The organism is Pararhizobium sp. IMCC3301 (assembly GCF_030758315.1).
Classification (GTDB): Bacteria; Pseudomonadota; Alphaproteobacteria; order Rhizobiales.
This window is the reverse complement of sequence record NZ_CP132336.1, coordinates 1,194,568-1,208,551: the sequence shown is the minus strand read 5'-3', so window position 1 is coordinate 1,208,551 and position 13,984 is coordinate 1,194,568. Positions and strand designations below refer to the sequence as shown.

Annotated in this window: 15 protein-coding genes, 1 tRNA gene and 1 pseudogene; 11 read left to right on the top strand and 6 right to left on the bottom strand. The window is 56.3% G+C overall.

Features of this window, described 5'->3' with window-relative positions; translation table 11 throughout:
- Positions 1 to 88: 88 nt before the first annotated feature.
- Positions 89 to 274, bottom strand: coding sequence for a hypothetical protein (locus RAL88_RS05790; protein WP_306267911.1), 186 nt, complete (start codon positions 272 to 274; stop codon positions 89 to 91).
- A 120-nt stretch (positions 275 to 394) separates the two neighbouring features.
- Between RAL88_RS05790 and RAL88_RS05785 the strand changes: the two genes are divergently transcribed.
- The 3 genes from RAL88_RS05785 to RAL88_RS05775 all read left to right on the top strand — a co-directional run bounded on the left by RAL88_RS05785 (position 395) and on the right by RAL88_RS05775 (position 5,178).
- Positions 395 to 1,663, top strand: a complete 1,269-nt coding sequence (locus RAL88_RS05785; RefSeq protein WP_306267909.1) for a DUF2254 domain-containing protein — start codon at positions 395 to 397, stop codon at positions 1,661 to 1,663.
- 578 nt (positions 1,664 to 2,241) lie between these two features.
- On the top strand, positions 2,242 to 4,248 hold the full coding sequence (gene rpoD, locus RAL88_RS05780) for an RNA polymerase sigma factor RpoD (protein WP_306267907.1): 2,007 nt from the start codon (positions 2,242 to 2,244) through the stop codon (positions 4,246 to 4,248).
- Positions 4,249 to 4,689: 441 nt separating this feature from the next.
- On the top strand, positions 4,690 to 5,178 hold the full coding sequence (locus RAL88_RS05775) for a DUF992 domain-containing protein (RefSeq protein ID WP_306267906.1): 489 nt from the start codon (positions 4,690 to 4,692) through the stop codon (positions 5,176 to 5,178).
- A gap of 107 nt (positions 5,179 to 5,285) precedes the next feature.
- Here the strand turns inward: RAL88_RS05775 and RAL88_RS05770 are convergent, their stop codons facing one another.
- Positions 5,286 to 6,011, bottom strand: coding sequence for a glutathione S-transferase (locus tag RAL88_RS05770; protein WP_306267904.1), 726 nt, complete (start codon positions 6,009 to 6,011; stop codon positions 5,286 to 5,288).
- A gap of 300 nt (positions 6,012 to 6,311) precedes the next feature.
- On the opposite strand from RAL88_RS05770, the gene RAL88_RS05765 reads away from it, so the two are divergent.
- Positions 6,312 to 6,731 (top strand): secondary thiamine-phosphate synthase enzyme YjbQ, encoded by a 420-nt coding sequence (locus RAL88_RS05765; protein WP_306269592.1) that lies wholly within the window; start codon positions 6,312 to 6,314, stop codon positions 6,729 to 6,731.
- Positions 6,732 to 6,758: 27 nt separating this feature from the next.
- Positions 6,759 to 7,160 carry an acyl-CoA thioesterase gene (locus tag RAL88_RS05760; RefSeq protein WP_306267903.1) on the top strand — a complete coding sequence of 134 codons (402 nt, stop codon included), beginning with the start codon at positions 6,759 to 6,761 and terminating at the stop codon, positions 7,158 to 7,160.
- Between the two features lie 215 nt (positions 7,161 to 7,375).
- On the opposite strand, the gene RAL88_RS05755 is transcribed toward RAL88_RS05760, so the two are convergent.
- Positions 7,376 to 8,104 carry an SIMPL domain-containing protein gene (locus tag RAL88_RS05755; protein ID WP_306267901.1) on the bottom strand — a complete coding sequence of 243 codons (729 nt, stop codon included), beginning with the start codon at positions 8,102 to 8,104 and terminating at the stop codon, positions 7,376 to 7,378.
- Between the two features lie 195 nt (positions 8,105 to 8,299).
- On the opposite strand from RAL88_RS05755, the gene RAL88_RS05750 reads away from it, so the two are divergent.
- Both RAL88_RS05750 and RAL88_RS05745 read left to right on the top strand, forming a co-directional pair.
- A tRNA-Ile gene (locus RAL88_RS05750) sits at positions 8,300 to 8,376 on the top strand.
- A gap of 125 nt (positions 8,377 to 8,501) precedes the next feature.
- Positions 8,502 to 9,326 (top strand): IS5 family transposase, encoded by an 825-nt coding sequence (locus RAL88_RS05745; protein ID WP_306267791.1) that lies wholly within the window; start codon positions 8,502 to 8,504, stop codon positions 9,324 to 9,326.
- Positions 9,327 to 9,375: 49 nt separating this feature from the next.
- On the opposite strand, the gene RAL88_RS05740 is transcribed toward RAL88_RS05745, so the two are convergent.
- Positions 9,376 to 10,761: a transposase gene (locus RAL88_RS05740; RefSeq protein WP_306265319.1), complete on the bottom strand. Its 1,386-nt coding sequence runs from the start codon at positions 10,759 to 10,761 to the stop codon at positions 9,376 to 9,378.
- Between the two features lie 82 nt (positions 10,762 to 10,843).
- Between RAL88_RS05740 and RAL88_RS05735 the strand changes: the two genes are divergently transcribed.
- A complete protein-coding gene (locus RAL88_RS05735; protein ID WP_306265320.1) occupies positions 10,844 to 11,143 on the top strand; it encodes a hypothetical protein in 300 nt (99 codons plus the stop codon).
- A 23-nt stretch (positions 11,144 to 11,166) separates the two neighbouring features.
- Here RAL88_RS05735 and RAL88_RS21690 read toward each other — a convergent pair.
- A pseudogene (locus RAL88_RS21690) lies at positions 11,167 to 11,316 on the bottom strand (IS481 family transposase); the annotation flags it as partial.
- 168 nt (positions 11,317 to 11,484) lie between these two features.
- Here RAL88_RS21690 and RAL88_RS05730 point away from each other — a divergent pair.
- Both RAL88_RS05730 and RAL88_RS05725 read left to right on the top strand, forming a co-directional pair.
- Positions 11,485 to 12,237: a glycosyltransferase gene (locus tag RAL88_RS05730; RefSeq protein WP_306267900.1), complete on the top strand. Its 753-nt coding sequence runs from the start codon at positions 11,485 to 11,487 to the stop codon at positions 12,235 to 12,237.
- Positions 12,186 to 12,629 carry a glycosyltransferase gene (locus RAL88_RS05725; RefSeq protein ID WP_306269590.1) on the top strand — a complete coding sequence of 148 codons (444 nt, stop codon included), beginning with the start codon at positions 12,186 to 12,188 and terminating at the stop codon, positions 12,627 to 12,629. The genes RAL88_RS05730 and RAL88_RS05725 overlap by 52 nt, the downstream gene beginning before the upstream one ends.
- 51 nt (positions 12,630 to 12,680) lie before the next feature.
- On the opposite strand, the gene RAL88_RS05720 is transcribed toward RAL88_RS05725, so the two are convergent.
- Positions 12,681 to 13,190, bottom strand: coding sequence for a transcription termination/antitermination protein NusG (locus RAL88_RS05720; protein ID WP_306267899.1), 510 nt, complete (start codon positions 13,188 to 13,190; stop codon positions 12,681 to 12,683).
- Positions 13,191 to 13,565: 375 nt separating this feature from the next.
- On the opposite strand from RAL88_RS05720, the gene RAL88_RS05715 reads away from it, so the two are divergent.
- The gene (locus tag RAL88_RS05715) at positions 13,566 to 13,946 is read left to right on the top strand and encodes a MarR family EPS-associated transcriptional regulator (protein WP_306267897.1); all 381 of its coding nucleotides are present in this window, start codon (positions 13,566 to 13,568) and stop codon (positions 13,944 to 13,946) included.
- Positions 13,947 to 13,984 lie beyond the last annotated feature (38 nt).

Sequence of the window (13,984 nt, the reverse complement as noted above, 5' to 3'; positions counted from 1 at the left end):
CGACCATGCGATGGAAGCCGGGAAGGCGTCAATTGGTGGCAGATGCGGCTGGCGGCAGATGCGGCTGGCGGCAGATGCGGCGTCCCGGTTACATTTTCGCGGTGATAAACTGGCCCGGCCGGATTTCAAGTTCCGGGATGATGGCCGTAGCTCCGGTATCAAGCTCTGTGGTGGTCAGCCAGAACTCGCCGTCCATAGCTGCCAGTATTAAGGTATCTCTATTCCGCCCGGCGGTACCAGATGCAGACCGGTCCTGATATCCGGATATATCCATTGTGCCGCGTTGTGCCGGGTCGGTCGCCTGCCGATGAGCTGATCTGCGGTATCAAACGACTCGACATTCATTGAATGTACTCTAGGTTTTGCAACAGAACTGCAGTGCGGGAGTATTTCATTGTTAAGCAGCCGACTTGAATTTCTGGTCCGCCGTCTGCGCGAACGGCTCTGGGTCAAGCCGCTGGGCTATTGCCTGCTGGCGGTTCTGGGCGCTCTTGTCGCCCATGCGGCTGATTTCACCGAAATGGCGTCCTATATTCCGGAAATTACCACGGACACGGTCTCGACCTTGCTGTCGATCATTTCCAGCACCATGCTGGCCGTTGCCACTTTCGCGGTTGCGTCGATGATTTCGGCCTATGCCTCCGCCAGCGGTTCGGCGACACCGCGTGCCTTCACCCTGGTGGTTGCAGACGACATGTCGCAGGTGGCTCTGTCGGTTTTTGTCGGAGCTTTCATCTTCAGCATCGTTGCCACTATCGCGCTTCGCACCGGTTATTACGGCAAATCCGGCCGTTTCGTCTTATTCCTGCTGACCCTGCTGATATTTGCTGCCGTCATCCTGACCTTTGTGCGATGGGTCGACAGCATTGCCCGGCTGGGCCGGATGGGAACGACGATTGAAACGGTTGAAACTGCCGCAAGGGAGGCGTTGCAGAGACGGCGGTTGAACCCGACGCTTGGCGGCCGCACGGCGCATGAGCCGGGAACAGAGGGAACTCCGATTTATGCCAGCGATATCGGATACGTTCAGCACATAGATATGGAATCATTGCAGGGAATTGCCGAAGCTGTTGACGCCAGAATCACCGTTTTCTGCCTGCCAGGCGCATTCACCAGCCCTGGCAAACCGGTGGCCTTTCTGAACGGCGAAAGCGATGAGCTGACGGAAGAAGTGTGTAACAAGATATCCCATGCGTTCCTGATTGCAGATCAGCGCTCATTCGACGAGGATCCAAGGTTTGGCCTGATCGTGCTGTCGGAAATTGCCGCGCGTGCGCTGTCGCCCGGGGTCAATGATCCGGGTACTGCAATCGCCATCATCGGTACAATTGTGCGCCTGTTCGCCGGCTGGATATCACCTTTGAGCGATGAGGAACGCCCGGAAATCAAATTTGACAATGTCTATGTGCCGGAGCTCGCGCTGGAAGAATTGTTCACCGATGCCTTTACATCCATCGCCCGTGATGGGGCCGGTAATGTGGAAGTCGGCGTGCGGCTGCAAAAGGCTTTTGTTGGTCTGACACATCTGGAAAACAGAAGCTTGACCGACATCGCCCGGGCGCACTCAAAAACCGCACTTGCGCGCGCAAAGCAGACGCTGACACTTGATGCAGATTTTGAAGTTGTGGAGGCGATTGCGGCAAGGGTAGCGGCGCAGCGATGACATAAAGGGCTTAATTTGACCGAATCACCTGAGATTTGATGCGAATCGCAAAATAATGATTCTCCTTGAATCCTGACGTGATTCGCTGCAGTTACCGTCTGACCCGCGACATAATGGCTGAAAAATGCGGAGCCGGGCCACGAAACGCGACATATTTGTTGTGCAAGGCTTCAAAATGCTGGCTTTGTGCCTATCTTGTTAGGACGCTGCAGAAGTGTCTCAAACATGTCGGTAAAGCCGACAAAGGATTTTAGGGTTAATCGGCGATTAATATCCAAAATCTATGACTGGGATATGAAGGCGGAATTGGCCACCGGTTGGCCAAGCTCCCGTCTTTCAATTGTAGAATAGGGGAATTTCCGGCCGCAACGGGATGACGAAGTCTGCTGAAAGGTTTCGAAGTGCCAGGACCGGTAATACGTGAGTTAATGATTTTCGAAGTGGTGTCATCATAAGCTTGTCGCAGGCGCGCGTTTTTTTCGCTGCTGTGGCTCATAATTGATCCGCTTCATTCAATATATAACCGAGCAGCCGGGTCCGGGCCTCAGCCGACCCGGCGTTTCGTTTGGAGAGTTTGCATGTCCTTGGCAGGAAAAACAGCAGAAACCGCGCCTAAAAAAACCACACCGCCGCCAGCGGGCGGTGAAGGCAGCGATGGTCCATTGCTGGATCTGAACGACGCCGCCGTCAAAAAGATGATCAAGCTGGCGAAGAAACGCGGCTATGTGACCTATGAAGAGCTCAACGCTGTTCTGCCGTCTGCCGAAGTGACTTCCGAGCAGATCGAAGACACTATGTCGATGCTGTCTGATATGGGCATCAATGTGGTTGAGCAGGAAGAGGTCGACGAAGCCGAAGAGAGTGAAGGCGGCGATCTGGCTCAGGTGGAAAACAGCAATAAATCGGTTGCCAAAGCCACCACCGCCAAAGAACCGACCGACCGCACCGATGATCCGGTGCGCATGTATCTGCGCGAAATGGGTTCGGTCGAACTGTTGTCCCGCGAGGGCGAAATTGCCATTGCCAAACGCATTGAGGCCGGCCGCGAGGCGATGATTTCTGGCCTGTGCGAAAGCCCGTTGACATTCCAGGCGATTATCATCTGGCGCGATGAACTGGCCGAAGGCAATATTCTGCTGCGCGATATTATCGATCTGGAAGCCACCTATGCGGGCCCGGATGCAAAGAAATTGCAGGAAGATCACAGCGCCAAAACTCCCGAAGAACGCAAGGCTGAGGAAGAGCGCAAGGCCGCTGCAGCCAAAGAGGCAGAAGACCGGGCCGCCGAAGAGGATGATGACGAGGAAGACGAGGGCAATCTGTCACTCGCTGCCATGGAAGCAGAACTGAAGCCGCAAGTTGTCGAAATGTTCGACAAGATTGCCACCACCTATCAGGAAATGCGCAAGCTGCACGACAAATCGGTGGAGCTGCAACTGAAAAACAAGGCACTCTCCGACAAGGAAGAGCAAGCCTATGGTGAACTGACCCATTCGGTGATTGAAGATGTTAAATCGCTGGCACTCAACAATAACCGGATCGAGAGCCTGGTCGAACAACTCTACGATATCAACAAGCAGTTGATTTCGCGGGAAGGCCGGCTGATGCGCCTGGCGGTCAGTTATCGGGTGAAGCGCGATGAATTTCTGTCTGAATATCAGGGCCGCGAACTGGATCCGAAATGGGTCGAGCATATTTCCGGCCTGAAGAGCAAGCACTGGCACGCCTTCGCCGAAAAGGAAGAGCAAACCATCGGCCGCCTTCGCGAAGAAATTCAGGAATTGGCGACGGTTACCGGCCTCGATATCGGGGAATATCGCCGCATCGTATCCGGTGTGCAGAAGGGCGAGCGGGAAGCTGCTCTTGCCAAGAAGGAAATGGTGGAAGCCAATCTGCGCCTGGTGATTTCGATTGCCAAGAAATACACCAATCGCGGCCTGCAATTTCTCGACCTTATTCAGGAAGGCAATATCGGCTTGATGAAGGCGGTGGATAAATTTGAATACCGCCGCGGTTATAAATTCTCGACTTATGCGACATGGTGGATTCGACAGGCGATTACACGGTCGATTGCCGATCAGGCCCGCACCATTCGTATTCCGGTACATATGATCGAAACGATCAACAAGATTGTCCGCACATCACGCCAGATGCTGCACGAAATCGGCCGCGAGCCGACCCCGGAAGAATTGGCTGACAAGCTGCAGATGCCGCTGGAAAAAGTGCGCAAGGTTCTGAAAATCGCCAAAGAGCCGATTTCTCTGGAAACACCGATCGGTGATGAGGAAGACAGCCATCTGGGTGATTTCATCGAGGACAAGAACGCGATCCTGCCAATTGATGCGGCGATCCAGTCCAATCTGCGGGAAACCACCACACGTGTGCTGGCCTCACTGACACCGCGTGAAGAACGTGTGCTGCGTATGCGTTTCGGTATCGGTATGAACACTGACCACACTCTGGAGGAAGTCGGCCAGCAGTTCAGCGTCACCCGCGAACGTATCCGCCAGATCGAAGCAAAAGCTTTGCGCAAGCTGAAACATCCAAGCCGCTCGCGTAAACTGCGCAGTTTTCTGGACAGTTAGAGCGGTTCTTCTTTCCCGCGAAGCCGTGAAAAACGGGGCGTCCGGACAAGGCGTTCCCCGGATTTGATGGCCGGATTGCTGCTTGGCGCTGCAATATTTTGACCAAATCCATCGCCTTCACGAATTGTGTAGAAGCTGCCCAGTGCGGCGCACAACCTGTTGGTTCGAAATCATGGATGGCCCGCAAGACCGGCAATCAGGACGGGTCATCAGAGGCCGCAGTAACGACCTGATCTTAAAAAAATCCAACTATTACATTAACTTGACTGGCCTGCTTGATAGTCTGATTCAATGTTTGCTGCTGCATGCCAAGTGCCGTGGCGAGCCGCAAGAAACGCCTCACCAGCCAAGATCGCAATGCTCCCTCAGCCGGGAACGTTTTTCGCACTGCAGCGTTCACTCCCTGACTGCGGCGACCAATCCCTCTTGAAAGGACATATCATGACACTCAAAAAAGCGATCCTCTCGACGACCACTGCCGCCCTGTTGGCTGCATCAAGCTATATTCCCTCCGCGCTGGCCGATGAACACGGCGTTCAACTGGGTCAGTTGACCTGTGAAGTTGAAGGCGGTGTCGGCTTCATTTTCGGATCATCCAAAGATCTGATCTGCACATTCAATCCTGCCAATGATAGTTTGCCGGAAGAAATCTATACCGGTACCATCAACAAATACGGCATCGATATCGGCATTACCGGTGAATCGGTCATTCTGTGGACCGTTGTGGCGGCTGAAGACGACGTATATGCGCCGCGCGCTCTTGCCGGAACCTATACCGGTGCGACCGCATCGGCGGCATTTGCCGTGGGTCTGGGCGCCAATGTACTGGTGGGTGGCTCCTCTGAGTCATTTGCCCTGCAGCCGGTCAGCGTGTCCGGTTCAACCGGCATAAATGTTGCCGTCGGACTGGCACAGATCGAACTGTACTGATCGCGAAGCAAACCTGAGCAGCCCTGATCGGCGGCGCAAGCCGGAAGATCGGTAGCTGACTGACAAAACGATGGCCGCAGACCGGTTCCCAAGACGGTCTGCGGCCATCATTCGTTTTCGGCTTGGATATGGGCGTTTGGGACGGCACGGACTGCGAACCAGAGTGGCGGGTCAGCGGGCTGCCATTTTTGGTATTTCCCCATAATCGCGGCAAACCGGGCAGAAGAGGTAAACTGGTTCAACGCGCTGAGCAGGTGAAGCCAGGGTCCGGCATCGAACCAGGCTCTGTCGACATTGGCAAATTGCCGGATGAATGGCAGGATGGCAAAATCCGCAAGCGATGGCCGGCTGCCATAGAAAAACCCGACCTGTGGTGCCAGCAGATCATCCAGCCGGTGCAGAAACATTGCTGCCTTATCGCGCTGGTTGAGCGGATCAGCATCGTCATACCGATTGGCATATTTGTAGCGGTCGAGCGCGGTCTTGAACGGTCCGTCAAACTCGGCAATGAGCGCCAGCATATCCTCCTGCGTGGCATGCGGGGGTCGCAACAAATGTTCCGGGTCGTGCTGACCCAGCACATGCAGCATGATGTCGAGACTTTCCTCAATCACCGTGCCATCAGGCAGTACCAGCACCGGCACGGTTGCCTTGGGTGAGGCCGTGACAAAGTCTGCGGCCTTGTCGCGCAGCACAATCTCGCGCAGTTCAACGGTGAAGCCTGCGGAGGCGAGCGCCAGCCGCGCCCGCATCGCATAGGGACAGCGGCGGAAGGAATAGAGGATGGGATGACCGGAAGATACCATGCCACAGGAATAAGCACGCGTAGCCAAGTTGCAAGGGGCAGGTGGGCAAGCGTGCCGCCAAATTACCTCTGCCAGGATGGTCTCTGGTTTGCCGATGGGTCAAAATGGTGAGTCTGCAGAGAGGTTTACTGATGAATACTGAGGACCTGATTCAATGATTCAAGAGAGGTAGGGGGACCCCAAGAGAAGTCGGGGCGGCAAAGCAGGTGGCAGGGTCCGGGAAGTGGTACGGCTGAAGGCCATTTGGTTGTGTTTTGTTTTCACGTCCGAGAAGCCCGGCTATGGTGATGTAAAATCACAACCGGCGATCATATGACCCAGACTATTCTGACCCAGACCATTCTGATCCTGCCGACCGACGGGCCCGGCCTTTATGAGTTTACTGCTGCTGCGGAGGCTTTTGTGCGGGAAGCTGGCGTTGCGAGCGGCCTGTTAACATTGTTCTGCCAGCACACATCGTGCTCGCTGACGGTTCAGGAAAATGCCGATCCGGATGTTCAAGTTGATCTGCAGAACTTCTTCGCCCGGCTGGTCCCGGACGGGGATGCCGCCTCAATGCGCTGGATGATCCACACTGCCGAGGGACCAGATGACATGCCGGCGCATATCAAAACCGCATTGACGCAGACGCATCTGAGTGTGCCGGTGATGAAAAGCCGCTTGGCATTGGGTACATGGCAGGGCATCTATCTGTTTGAACACCGTACCCGTCCGCATCAAAGACGGGTGGTGCTGCATCTGAGCTGATGTCACTTCGAGCCTGAAAGGCGCTGCATGACCGAGATTTCCGCCGAGCCGCGCGGCACGCTGACCGTGCGCACCATGGCAATGCCAGCCGATACCAATGCCAATGGCGATATTTTTGGCGGCTGGGTGATGTCGCGAATGGATCAGGCTGGCGGCATTGCCGGTGTGGAACGCGCAATGGGCCGGGTGGTGACCGTAGCGGTGGAAAGCATGACCTTCATTCAGCCGGTCAGGGTGGGGGACGTGTTGTGCGTCTATTGCGAGATTGAGCAGGTCGGGCGCAGCTCGATGAAAATTCACGTCGAGGCTTTTGCCAAACGCTTCCTCACCGGCGAGCGTCACAAGGTGACGGATGCGACCTTTACCTTTGTCGCCATCGATGAAGACGGCAAGCCGCGTCCAGTACCGGATATAAGTGCGGCAGGCTGAGTATCCGACCAAGCCGATGTGACCGTGATATAGACTGAATATCCATGGTTTACAGGTGTTTGCATTGGCTGGTTCGGAAAGTGATTCCTCCGCACTCTTGGGTCCGTTAGAACGCGATTGAGAAAAAGCCAATCGCGGCAGCGGCTTCAACCGGGAATTTGAGTTATCGATTCATCTGTAGCGCCGGGATGCGCCTTTGACGGCGCTGACCAATCCTATTGCTGCAGCGCCCATTCCACCGCTACGGTCGCGCTGTAGCTGACCTCACCAGCTTCCACCGGCACCATTGCACTGTCAGCTGATTTGCGGCTCATCATGATGGCTTCCGGCCGCGGCTGGAAGCTGCCCTGTTCGGTGATCTGACGGATGGCACCGAGACTGATTCCTGCCGCGCCGGCATAATCCTCTGCCTTGGCAATGGCATCTGCCATCGCCATGCGCCGGGCCTCGGCTTCAAGGGCCGAGGGATCATCAACGGAAAATTGCGGCCCGCTGATGGAATTTGCGCCCAGGGTGACAGCCTCGTTCAAAACGCTGCCGATCAGTTTCAGATCACGCACGCGGACAGTGACCATATTGCGCACTGTATACCCGACAATGTTGGGGGTATTCGGCTGAGAGCCGGATTTGCTGGTTGGATAGACAAATTTCGGCTCAACCGAGAAATTGCTGGTCTGCAAATCCTGCGCGGCAATGCCGGCACTCTTGAGCGCGTTGATAAAGCCTGTTGTGCTGGCGGTATTCTTCTCCAGCGCGGTGACAGCATCCTCCGCTTCGCTGACCGTACCAATGGTGATGACCGCCATATCCGGATTGCCGGAAACCGTGCCGGTGCCGCTGAGCGACAGGGTTGGTGGTTTGATCTCATCCGCCCTGGCGGTGAGGGGTGCAAAGGCCAATATGGCAACAAGTGTGAGGGAGGCGAAAACCGGAACAGGACGCATGGACAGTCTCCATTTTTTTCATGATCTGCCAAATGGCTAATCGGCAATTGTGGTGGCATTTGGCCGATGCTCGTGGAAAGCGCTCTGCCGGCACGCCAAAGTCAGAAAGATGGCTCAAAACCAACTTGCCCAATGCGCCAAGATGCGATAGCCAAGCAGCGTGACGGCGCATCGCCATTTTGCGGCGTGCCCTGTAGGCCTGTAGCTCAATTGGTTAGAGCCAGCGGCTCATAACCGCTTGGTTGGGGGTTCGAGTCCCTCCAGGCCTACCAGTCACTCTTTGTCCGACCCGGAGACATAGGTAACAGTTTGTACCTAAGAGCCTGACCGAAAATTAAATTGAGTGATTTCAGTGGATTGTGATTCTCTGTGGTTTGCGAAGACTACGGAGGATCGGATGTCCTGGACTGAAATCACTCGGCGCCATTATGACAGGCGCGAACTGCGTTATGCAAGCGACTGCAGCGGTGGCGAATGGGAGGTCATAGCGCCCTTTGTGGAGCGTTCCGGCAAGGTGGGGCGGCCAAGCGTGCACGATTTGCGCGAAATATGGAATGCAATTCAGTATGTTGCGGCGGCGGGCTGTCAGTGGCGGCTTTTACCCAAGGATTTTCCGCCCTTCACGACGGTGCAATACCATTTCTACCGCTGGCGCGACGGTGGGCTGTTTACCCTGATCAACGAGGCGCTGGTCGTGGCAAGCCGCCTCATTGCGGGCCGAGAAGCGGAACCGACGGCCGCCATCATTGACAGCCAGTCAGTGAAGACGACCGAAAGCGGTGGCCCTCGTGGCTATGATGCGGGCAAGAAGATCAAGGGACGCAAGCGCCACATCATAACCGATACTGCAGGCAACATGCTGGAAGGGATCGTGCATGAAGCCAGTATTCAGGACCGCGACGGTGCTCCCGGCCTCATCGAAATCGTCGCAGAAGGGCATCCCACGCTGACAAGGCTGTTTGCCGATGGCGGATACGCAGGTGAGAAGCTGGAAACGGCTCTCGCTCACATTGAGGGCCTGGTTGTTGAAATCGTCAAGCGTTCCGATCAGGCCAAGGGGTTTGTAGTCTTGCCCAAACGCTGGATTGTGGAGCGGACTTTTGCATGGCTTTGCCGCTGCCGCCGTCTTGCCAAGGACTGGGAAGCTTCAATCGCCTCATCCGAAGCTTGGCTGTTCATTGCATCAATCCGCCGAATGGCGCGTTCAATCGCCCGGGCTTGAATATGTGAGGTATTAATTATGAGTCAGGCTCTCAGCTCGACTTTGTACATTATGCGGCGAAGCAGAGAGCCTCTGCCATACGCACGAGACGGTCGGGAGGGATTTTGTGTCTTTCCCGGTGCGGCGGGGAGTGTTGATAAATGTCTCCGACCCATAAGGCGAGCCTTACGGCGCCGATGGCATCGGTGAAGGTGAGATGGGTCTTACGATACCAGGCTGCGGCATAAGGAATGCTCGACTTGGACAACAGATCGCACGCCCACAAAGAGATAAGGCTGTAGAGACCAAGCAGCGCCGGCGTGGTGCGGGCGATAGCTTTGTCGGACCATTGCCGTTGGGTTTCGACGCCAAGATGGGCGCGGGTTTCGGCGAAGGTGACCTCGACCTGCCAGCGGCGGACGAACAGGGCGATGATGTCGGCAGGATCGAGCGTTGTATCGGTGCTGAAGAAAGCTTGCGGAGCGCGCCGGCCGTCAGGATCCCTGACGAGGACCCAGCGAATTGGCTTGGGCGGCGTACCAGGTCGGTACCACAATGCGGTGCTCGAGGTAATTTCGAGTGCCTTATGGTGCTTGCGCCCATACCAGGAGGACGCGGTGATCCTTTTCCAGGGCGTGGTCGGGTTTGAAAGCAGCGTTTTCAGCTTGGGCAAGGGTGGCCCCTTCTGCGCCGGGCGTCCGAGGGTGTGGCCGTCACGTTTTGGAGGGGCCGCGTAGAGATTGGCGTCGAGCCGCAGTCGGCTGATGAGGGTTGCTCGGCCGCCGATGGCGTACGCCAGTTCATGGACAGCGAAGCCGCTATCGCCCACGAAGACGATGTCGCGCTCTGGCATCCAGCGACAGAGCTGGAGCGCCCCTTGGCGGGCCCAGTCGGTCAGCAGCTTGTGCCTGCGTCCGCGCTGGTGGTCGGAGCGCTCCGAGGGGGCCAACAGGGTGAGCACCGGGAGGGCCTTCACAACACCTGCCCAAGGGACCGGCGTCAGCACCATGAAGCTCAACCAGCGCAGCCCGCTGGCTTTGACGAAGTGGCCATGGCTGGAGCGGACAGGATCGCGATAGATGCCGCGCGCAGTGATTTTGCGCCCCCATCGGCGCTCGATTGTATCGTCCATCCCGATGACCACGGGACCCTCCGGCACGAGGCGGTCGATGATCATGGCCAGCAGGCGCCGAGACATATCGCGAGACTCCCAGCGGGCGCGGTTAAGGAGCTGATGGTAGCTCGAAAAGTTTTTCGCCTCGGCGCGCCCGGTCATCCGCAGGCAGGCGCTGACGGTGCGCTTGCCCGGGGCCAGCACGGCCCCCATGACCAGGACGAGCATGTGCTCCCAACTGGGCGCCGTGAAGCACGGGCGCAGCGCCTGCAGCCAATCGCGCAGGATCTGGGGAACGGGATCGCCCGGAGACGGCGGCAAGAAGGGGGCATGATGTTTCATCCCATGTTTCGAATCCCTTGTCGCTGACCATGCAAGCAGGCAAACCTGCGGCAAAGTGAATCACGTGCCCTGAGGTGTTCCTATGTATGATCGGCACATGCAGCATGACGAAATCGCCGTTCGCATCGAAGCCTTCGACGACGCCAATGGTGGTGGCGTCGGTTTTTACAAAGACAAGGGTGCCTACCATCTCTACCTGCTGGAGACGGAGGCGCCGATTGCCCGGCTGAAGCCGACCGGCAACGGCAACGAAGTCCGGCTCGGATACTGGTCACACCGGCGCAAATGGGAGGATGTCGATGACATCGGCGGCGTCGTCATACCCCTCGACGAGGCGCTCGAGTTCATAGCGAACGAGGGCATCTTCTGGCTCTGGACCTGACCACAAAAACGTACAAAGTCGAGCTAAGACATGGGTGACATTTTCGTGCCGAACGGGTTGTCGATAGTTTGCAATGTTTTTTGCTCCAGGTCGATATATCCCAGATCATAGTGCATGAAGCTGATTAACCAGATTCCATCGTCCACCTCCTTGATGCCCAGCCTCTGATCGGCCCAGTGAGGTGACAGGTTAGCTATCCGTTGGTCGAGTGACGGCGTGTCGTATTGTAGAAGTGTTCGATATAGTCAAAGACGTCTGCGCGGGACTGAAGGGATGGTTTATGAAACTGAACCTTCGCAGGTTCCATTTGCGGACAAAAAACATTAATCGATAGAGGAAGAATGATTTTTCCAGCCCTGCGAGACACCCACATGCACATGCTGATAACGGTGAACGCGGCATGGAACATTTGGAATTTCCGCCAACGGCTTGTTGCAACGCTCCTTACAGATGGCCACCGTGTCACCATCCTGGCTCCTGCTGACGCCAGTGTTCCCGACCTGGAGAGATTGGGATGCCAGTTTGTGGATCTCGACATGAATGCGAAGGGGCTGGGTCCGCTTCAAAACCTCAGATTGATGCTGCGCTTTAGGCAACACTTCACCGCTCTGCGTCCCGACGTAATCCTGAGTTACACGGTCAAGAACAACATTTTTGGAGCAATAGCGGCGCGGCCCCTGAGGATTCCGTTCCTCCCCAATGTCACCGGACTTGGGACCGCGTTCCTGTCCGGCGGCCCGCTTCAGGCTTTGGCGGTGTTGCTTTACCGCCATTCCTTCCGGCCACTGAAGGTAATCTTTTTCCAGAATTCCGATGATCTTCAACTCTTTTTGAACCGCCGCATTGTGCACTCAGCTCAGGCGCGCCTGTTGCCCGGATCGGGGATCGACCTGAAACGTTTTGAAACAGCAGAATTTTCACCCCTGCCGGACCAACCTGTTTTCCTGATGATCGCGCGGCTTCTGCGCGACAAGGGCGTGCTGGAATTCGTTGAAGCTGCACGGAAGGTAAAGGCGCAGATTCCCGGAGCGCGGTTCAGCTTCTGGGTGCCACCGGGTCTGAGAGCCGCACAGCCATTGATGCCAGGACCGTAAAAACATGGAGCGACGAAGGTGTCATCGAGTATCTCGGCGCCACATTGGATGTGCGCCCGTTCATTGCGGCAGCAGATTGTGTCGTGCTGCCCTCCTACCGCGAAGGCGCACCGCGCACCTTGATTGAGGCAGCCGCCATGGCGCGACCGTTGATTGCGACAGATGTGCCGGGCTGCCGGTCCATCATCGATGATGGCGTGACTGGGTTTTTGTGCAAGGTCCGTGATGCCGACGCTCTGGCAAGCGCGTGTTTGCGTTTCCGGGACCTTTCACGGGACACGCAAATTGCGATGGGGCTGGCGGGACGCGCAAAGATGGAACGGGAATTCGGCGAGGCAATTGTCATCGCTGCCTATCGTGATGCTCTGGCCCAAGTGACAGCAGGAAATTGAGTCTTTACCGGAACCTTGATCATGTGGAGTGCCCCCTATTCAGCGGCATAATCAAACAGCGCGCAATTGTTCCGGATCGACGGCAACACGGGTTTTGCGCCCCATCAAATCCAGCAACAACCAGACCCGTTGATCAGGTGCAAGCCGTTCGATTGATGCCGCAAAGTCGGCGAATGGGCCATTGATCACCGTCACCCGGTCACCCGGCTGCAGGGTACGGGCCGGCAGCAATTTACCATCCGGGTCACAGCGCAGCATAAGATCAGAAACCAGACGTGCCGGCACTATGACCGGCGTTTCACCAACGCTGACAAGCCGCGTGACACCGAGTGTGGAGTTTACTGCACGCCAGCCGCCCTTCACACTATCAATGGCAACGAACAGATAACCGGGGAATAACGGACGCAATTTGGTCAAAAATTTTCCGCGCACACGCCGTGTTTCTTCCTGCATGGGAAGGAATATAGCGAATTCCTGCCGGCGCAAATTGCGTTCGGCGATACGATAGCTATTCGGCCTGATTTGTGCCAGCAGCCAGATTATTCCACTATCATTTTGCACCGCGATCTATTACAGCGGGTTAAGCTGCATCCTTGCAACCAGATAAAATTAAAGCCTTAAGGCAAAGTCAGCGTTAATAACAGCAGAAGTTTGACGGTTGGATGAAAGTTTGCGGGTCATCTTACCGGTGGCGCGCGCCGGGCAGTCAGAGCGCGCCCATTGCCCGCCCATGCAAATGCCCATGCGGTGACCCAAAAACCGGCGAGCGGCACTTTTGTGGGTTTCCCATAGAATCTCTGTGTGATAACGTTCAAATGTGAACGAATGTGATTTTCGACTGCAACAGTCCTATCTCCTGAGACCTCCGGAACGACATTGTGTCGCTTCTGGTGCGGTAGCCTGCAAATTTTACGCTCCGGACCAACGGGCGAACTGATGGCCGGACGCCGTAGCGAGTTGCAGGAGGATGTGCGGTTTCGAGTGCTGCGCCTTCTGAAGGAAAATCCTGAAATGTCGCAGCGTGACCTTGCAGACAGTGTCGGAATCAGCCTTGGCTCCATGCATTACTGTCTCAATGCGCTGGTTGACAAGGGGCTGGTGAAGCTTGGAAACTTCACAGCGGCTCAGGACAAGCGGCGCTATGCCTACATTTTGACACCAAAGGGAATTTCCGAAAAGGCCGCCCTGACGCGGCGCTTTCTGGGACGCAAGATGGCGGAATATGAATCGCTGAAGACCGAGATTGAGTCCTTGCAGCAGGAAATGCAGTCTGGTAGCGGGGATGAAACCCGGCCGGACCATGCGGGCAAACCCTGAGTGGCGCGATACGCTTTGATCATAGTGTGCCGGTTTGA

Coding starts and splice junctions, on each gene's coding strand:
- RAL88_RS05790 (WP_306267911.1), bottom strand. CDS start 274: ATGGATATATCCGGATATCAGGACCGGTCTGCATCTGGTACCGCCGGG.
- rpoD (WP_306267907.1), top strand. CDS start 2,242: ATGTCCTTGGCAGGAAAAACAGCAGAAACCGCGCCTAAAAAAACCACA.
- RAL88_RS05775 (WP_306267906.1), top strand. CDS start 4,690: ATGACACTCAAAAAAGCGATCCTCTCGACGACCACTGCCGCCCTGTTG.
- RAL88_RS05760 (WP_306267903.1), top strand. CDS start 6,759: ATGACCGAGATTTCCGCCGAGCCGCGCGGCACGCTGACCGTGCGCACC.
- RAL88_RS05755 (WP_306267901.1), bottom strand. CDS start 8,104: ATGCGTCCTGTTCCGGTTTTCGCCTCCCTCACACTTGTTGCCATATTG.
- RAL88_RS05745 (WP_306267791.1), top strand. CDS start 8,502: ATGTCCTGGACTGAAATCACTCGGCGCCATTATGACAGGCGCGAACTG.
- RAL88_RS05740 (WP_306265319.1), bottom strand. CDS start 10,761: ATGAAACATCATGCCCCCTTCTTGCCGCCGTCTCCGGGCGATCCCGTT.
- RAL88_RS05735 (WP_306265320.1), top strand. CDS start 10,844: ATGTATGATCGGCACATGCAGCATGACGAAATCGCCGTTCGCATCGAA.
- RAL88_RS05730 (WP_306267900.1), top strand. CDS start 11,485: ATGATTTTTCCAGCCCTGCGAGACACCCACATGCACATGCTGATAACG.
- RAL88_RS05715 (WP_306267897.1), top strand. CDS start 13,566: ATGGCCGGACGCCGTAGCGAGTTGCAGGAGGATGTGCGGTTTCGAGTG.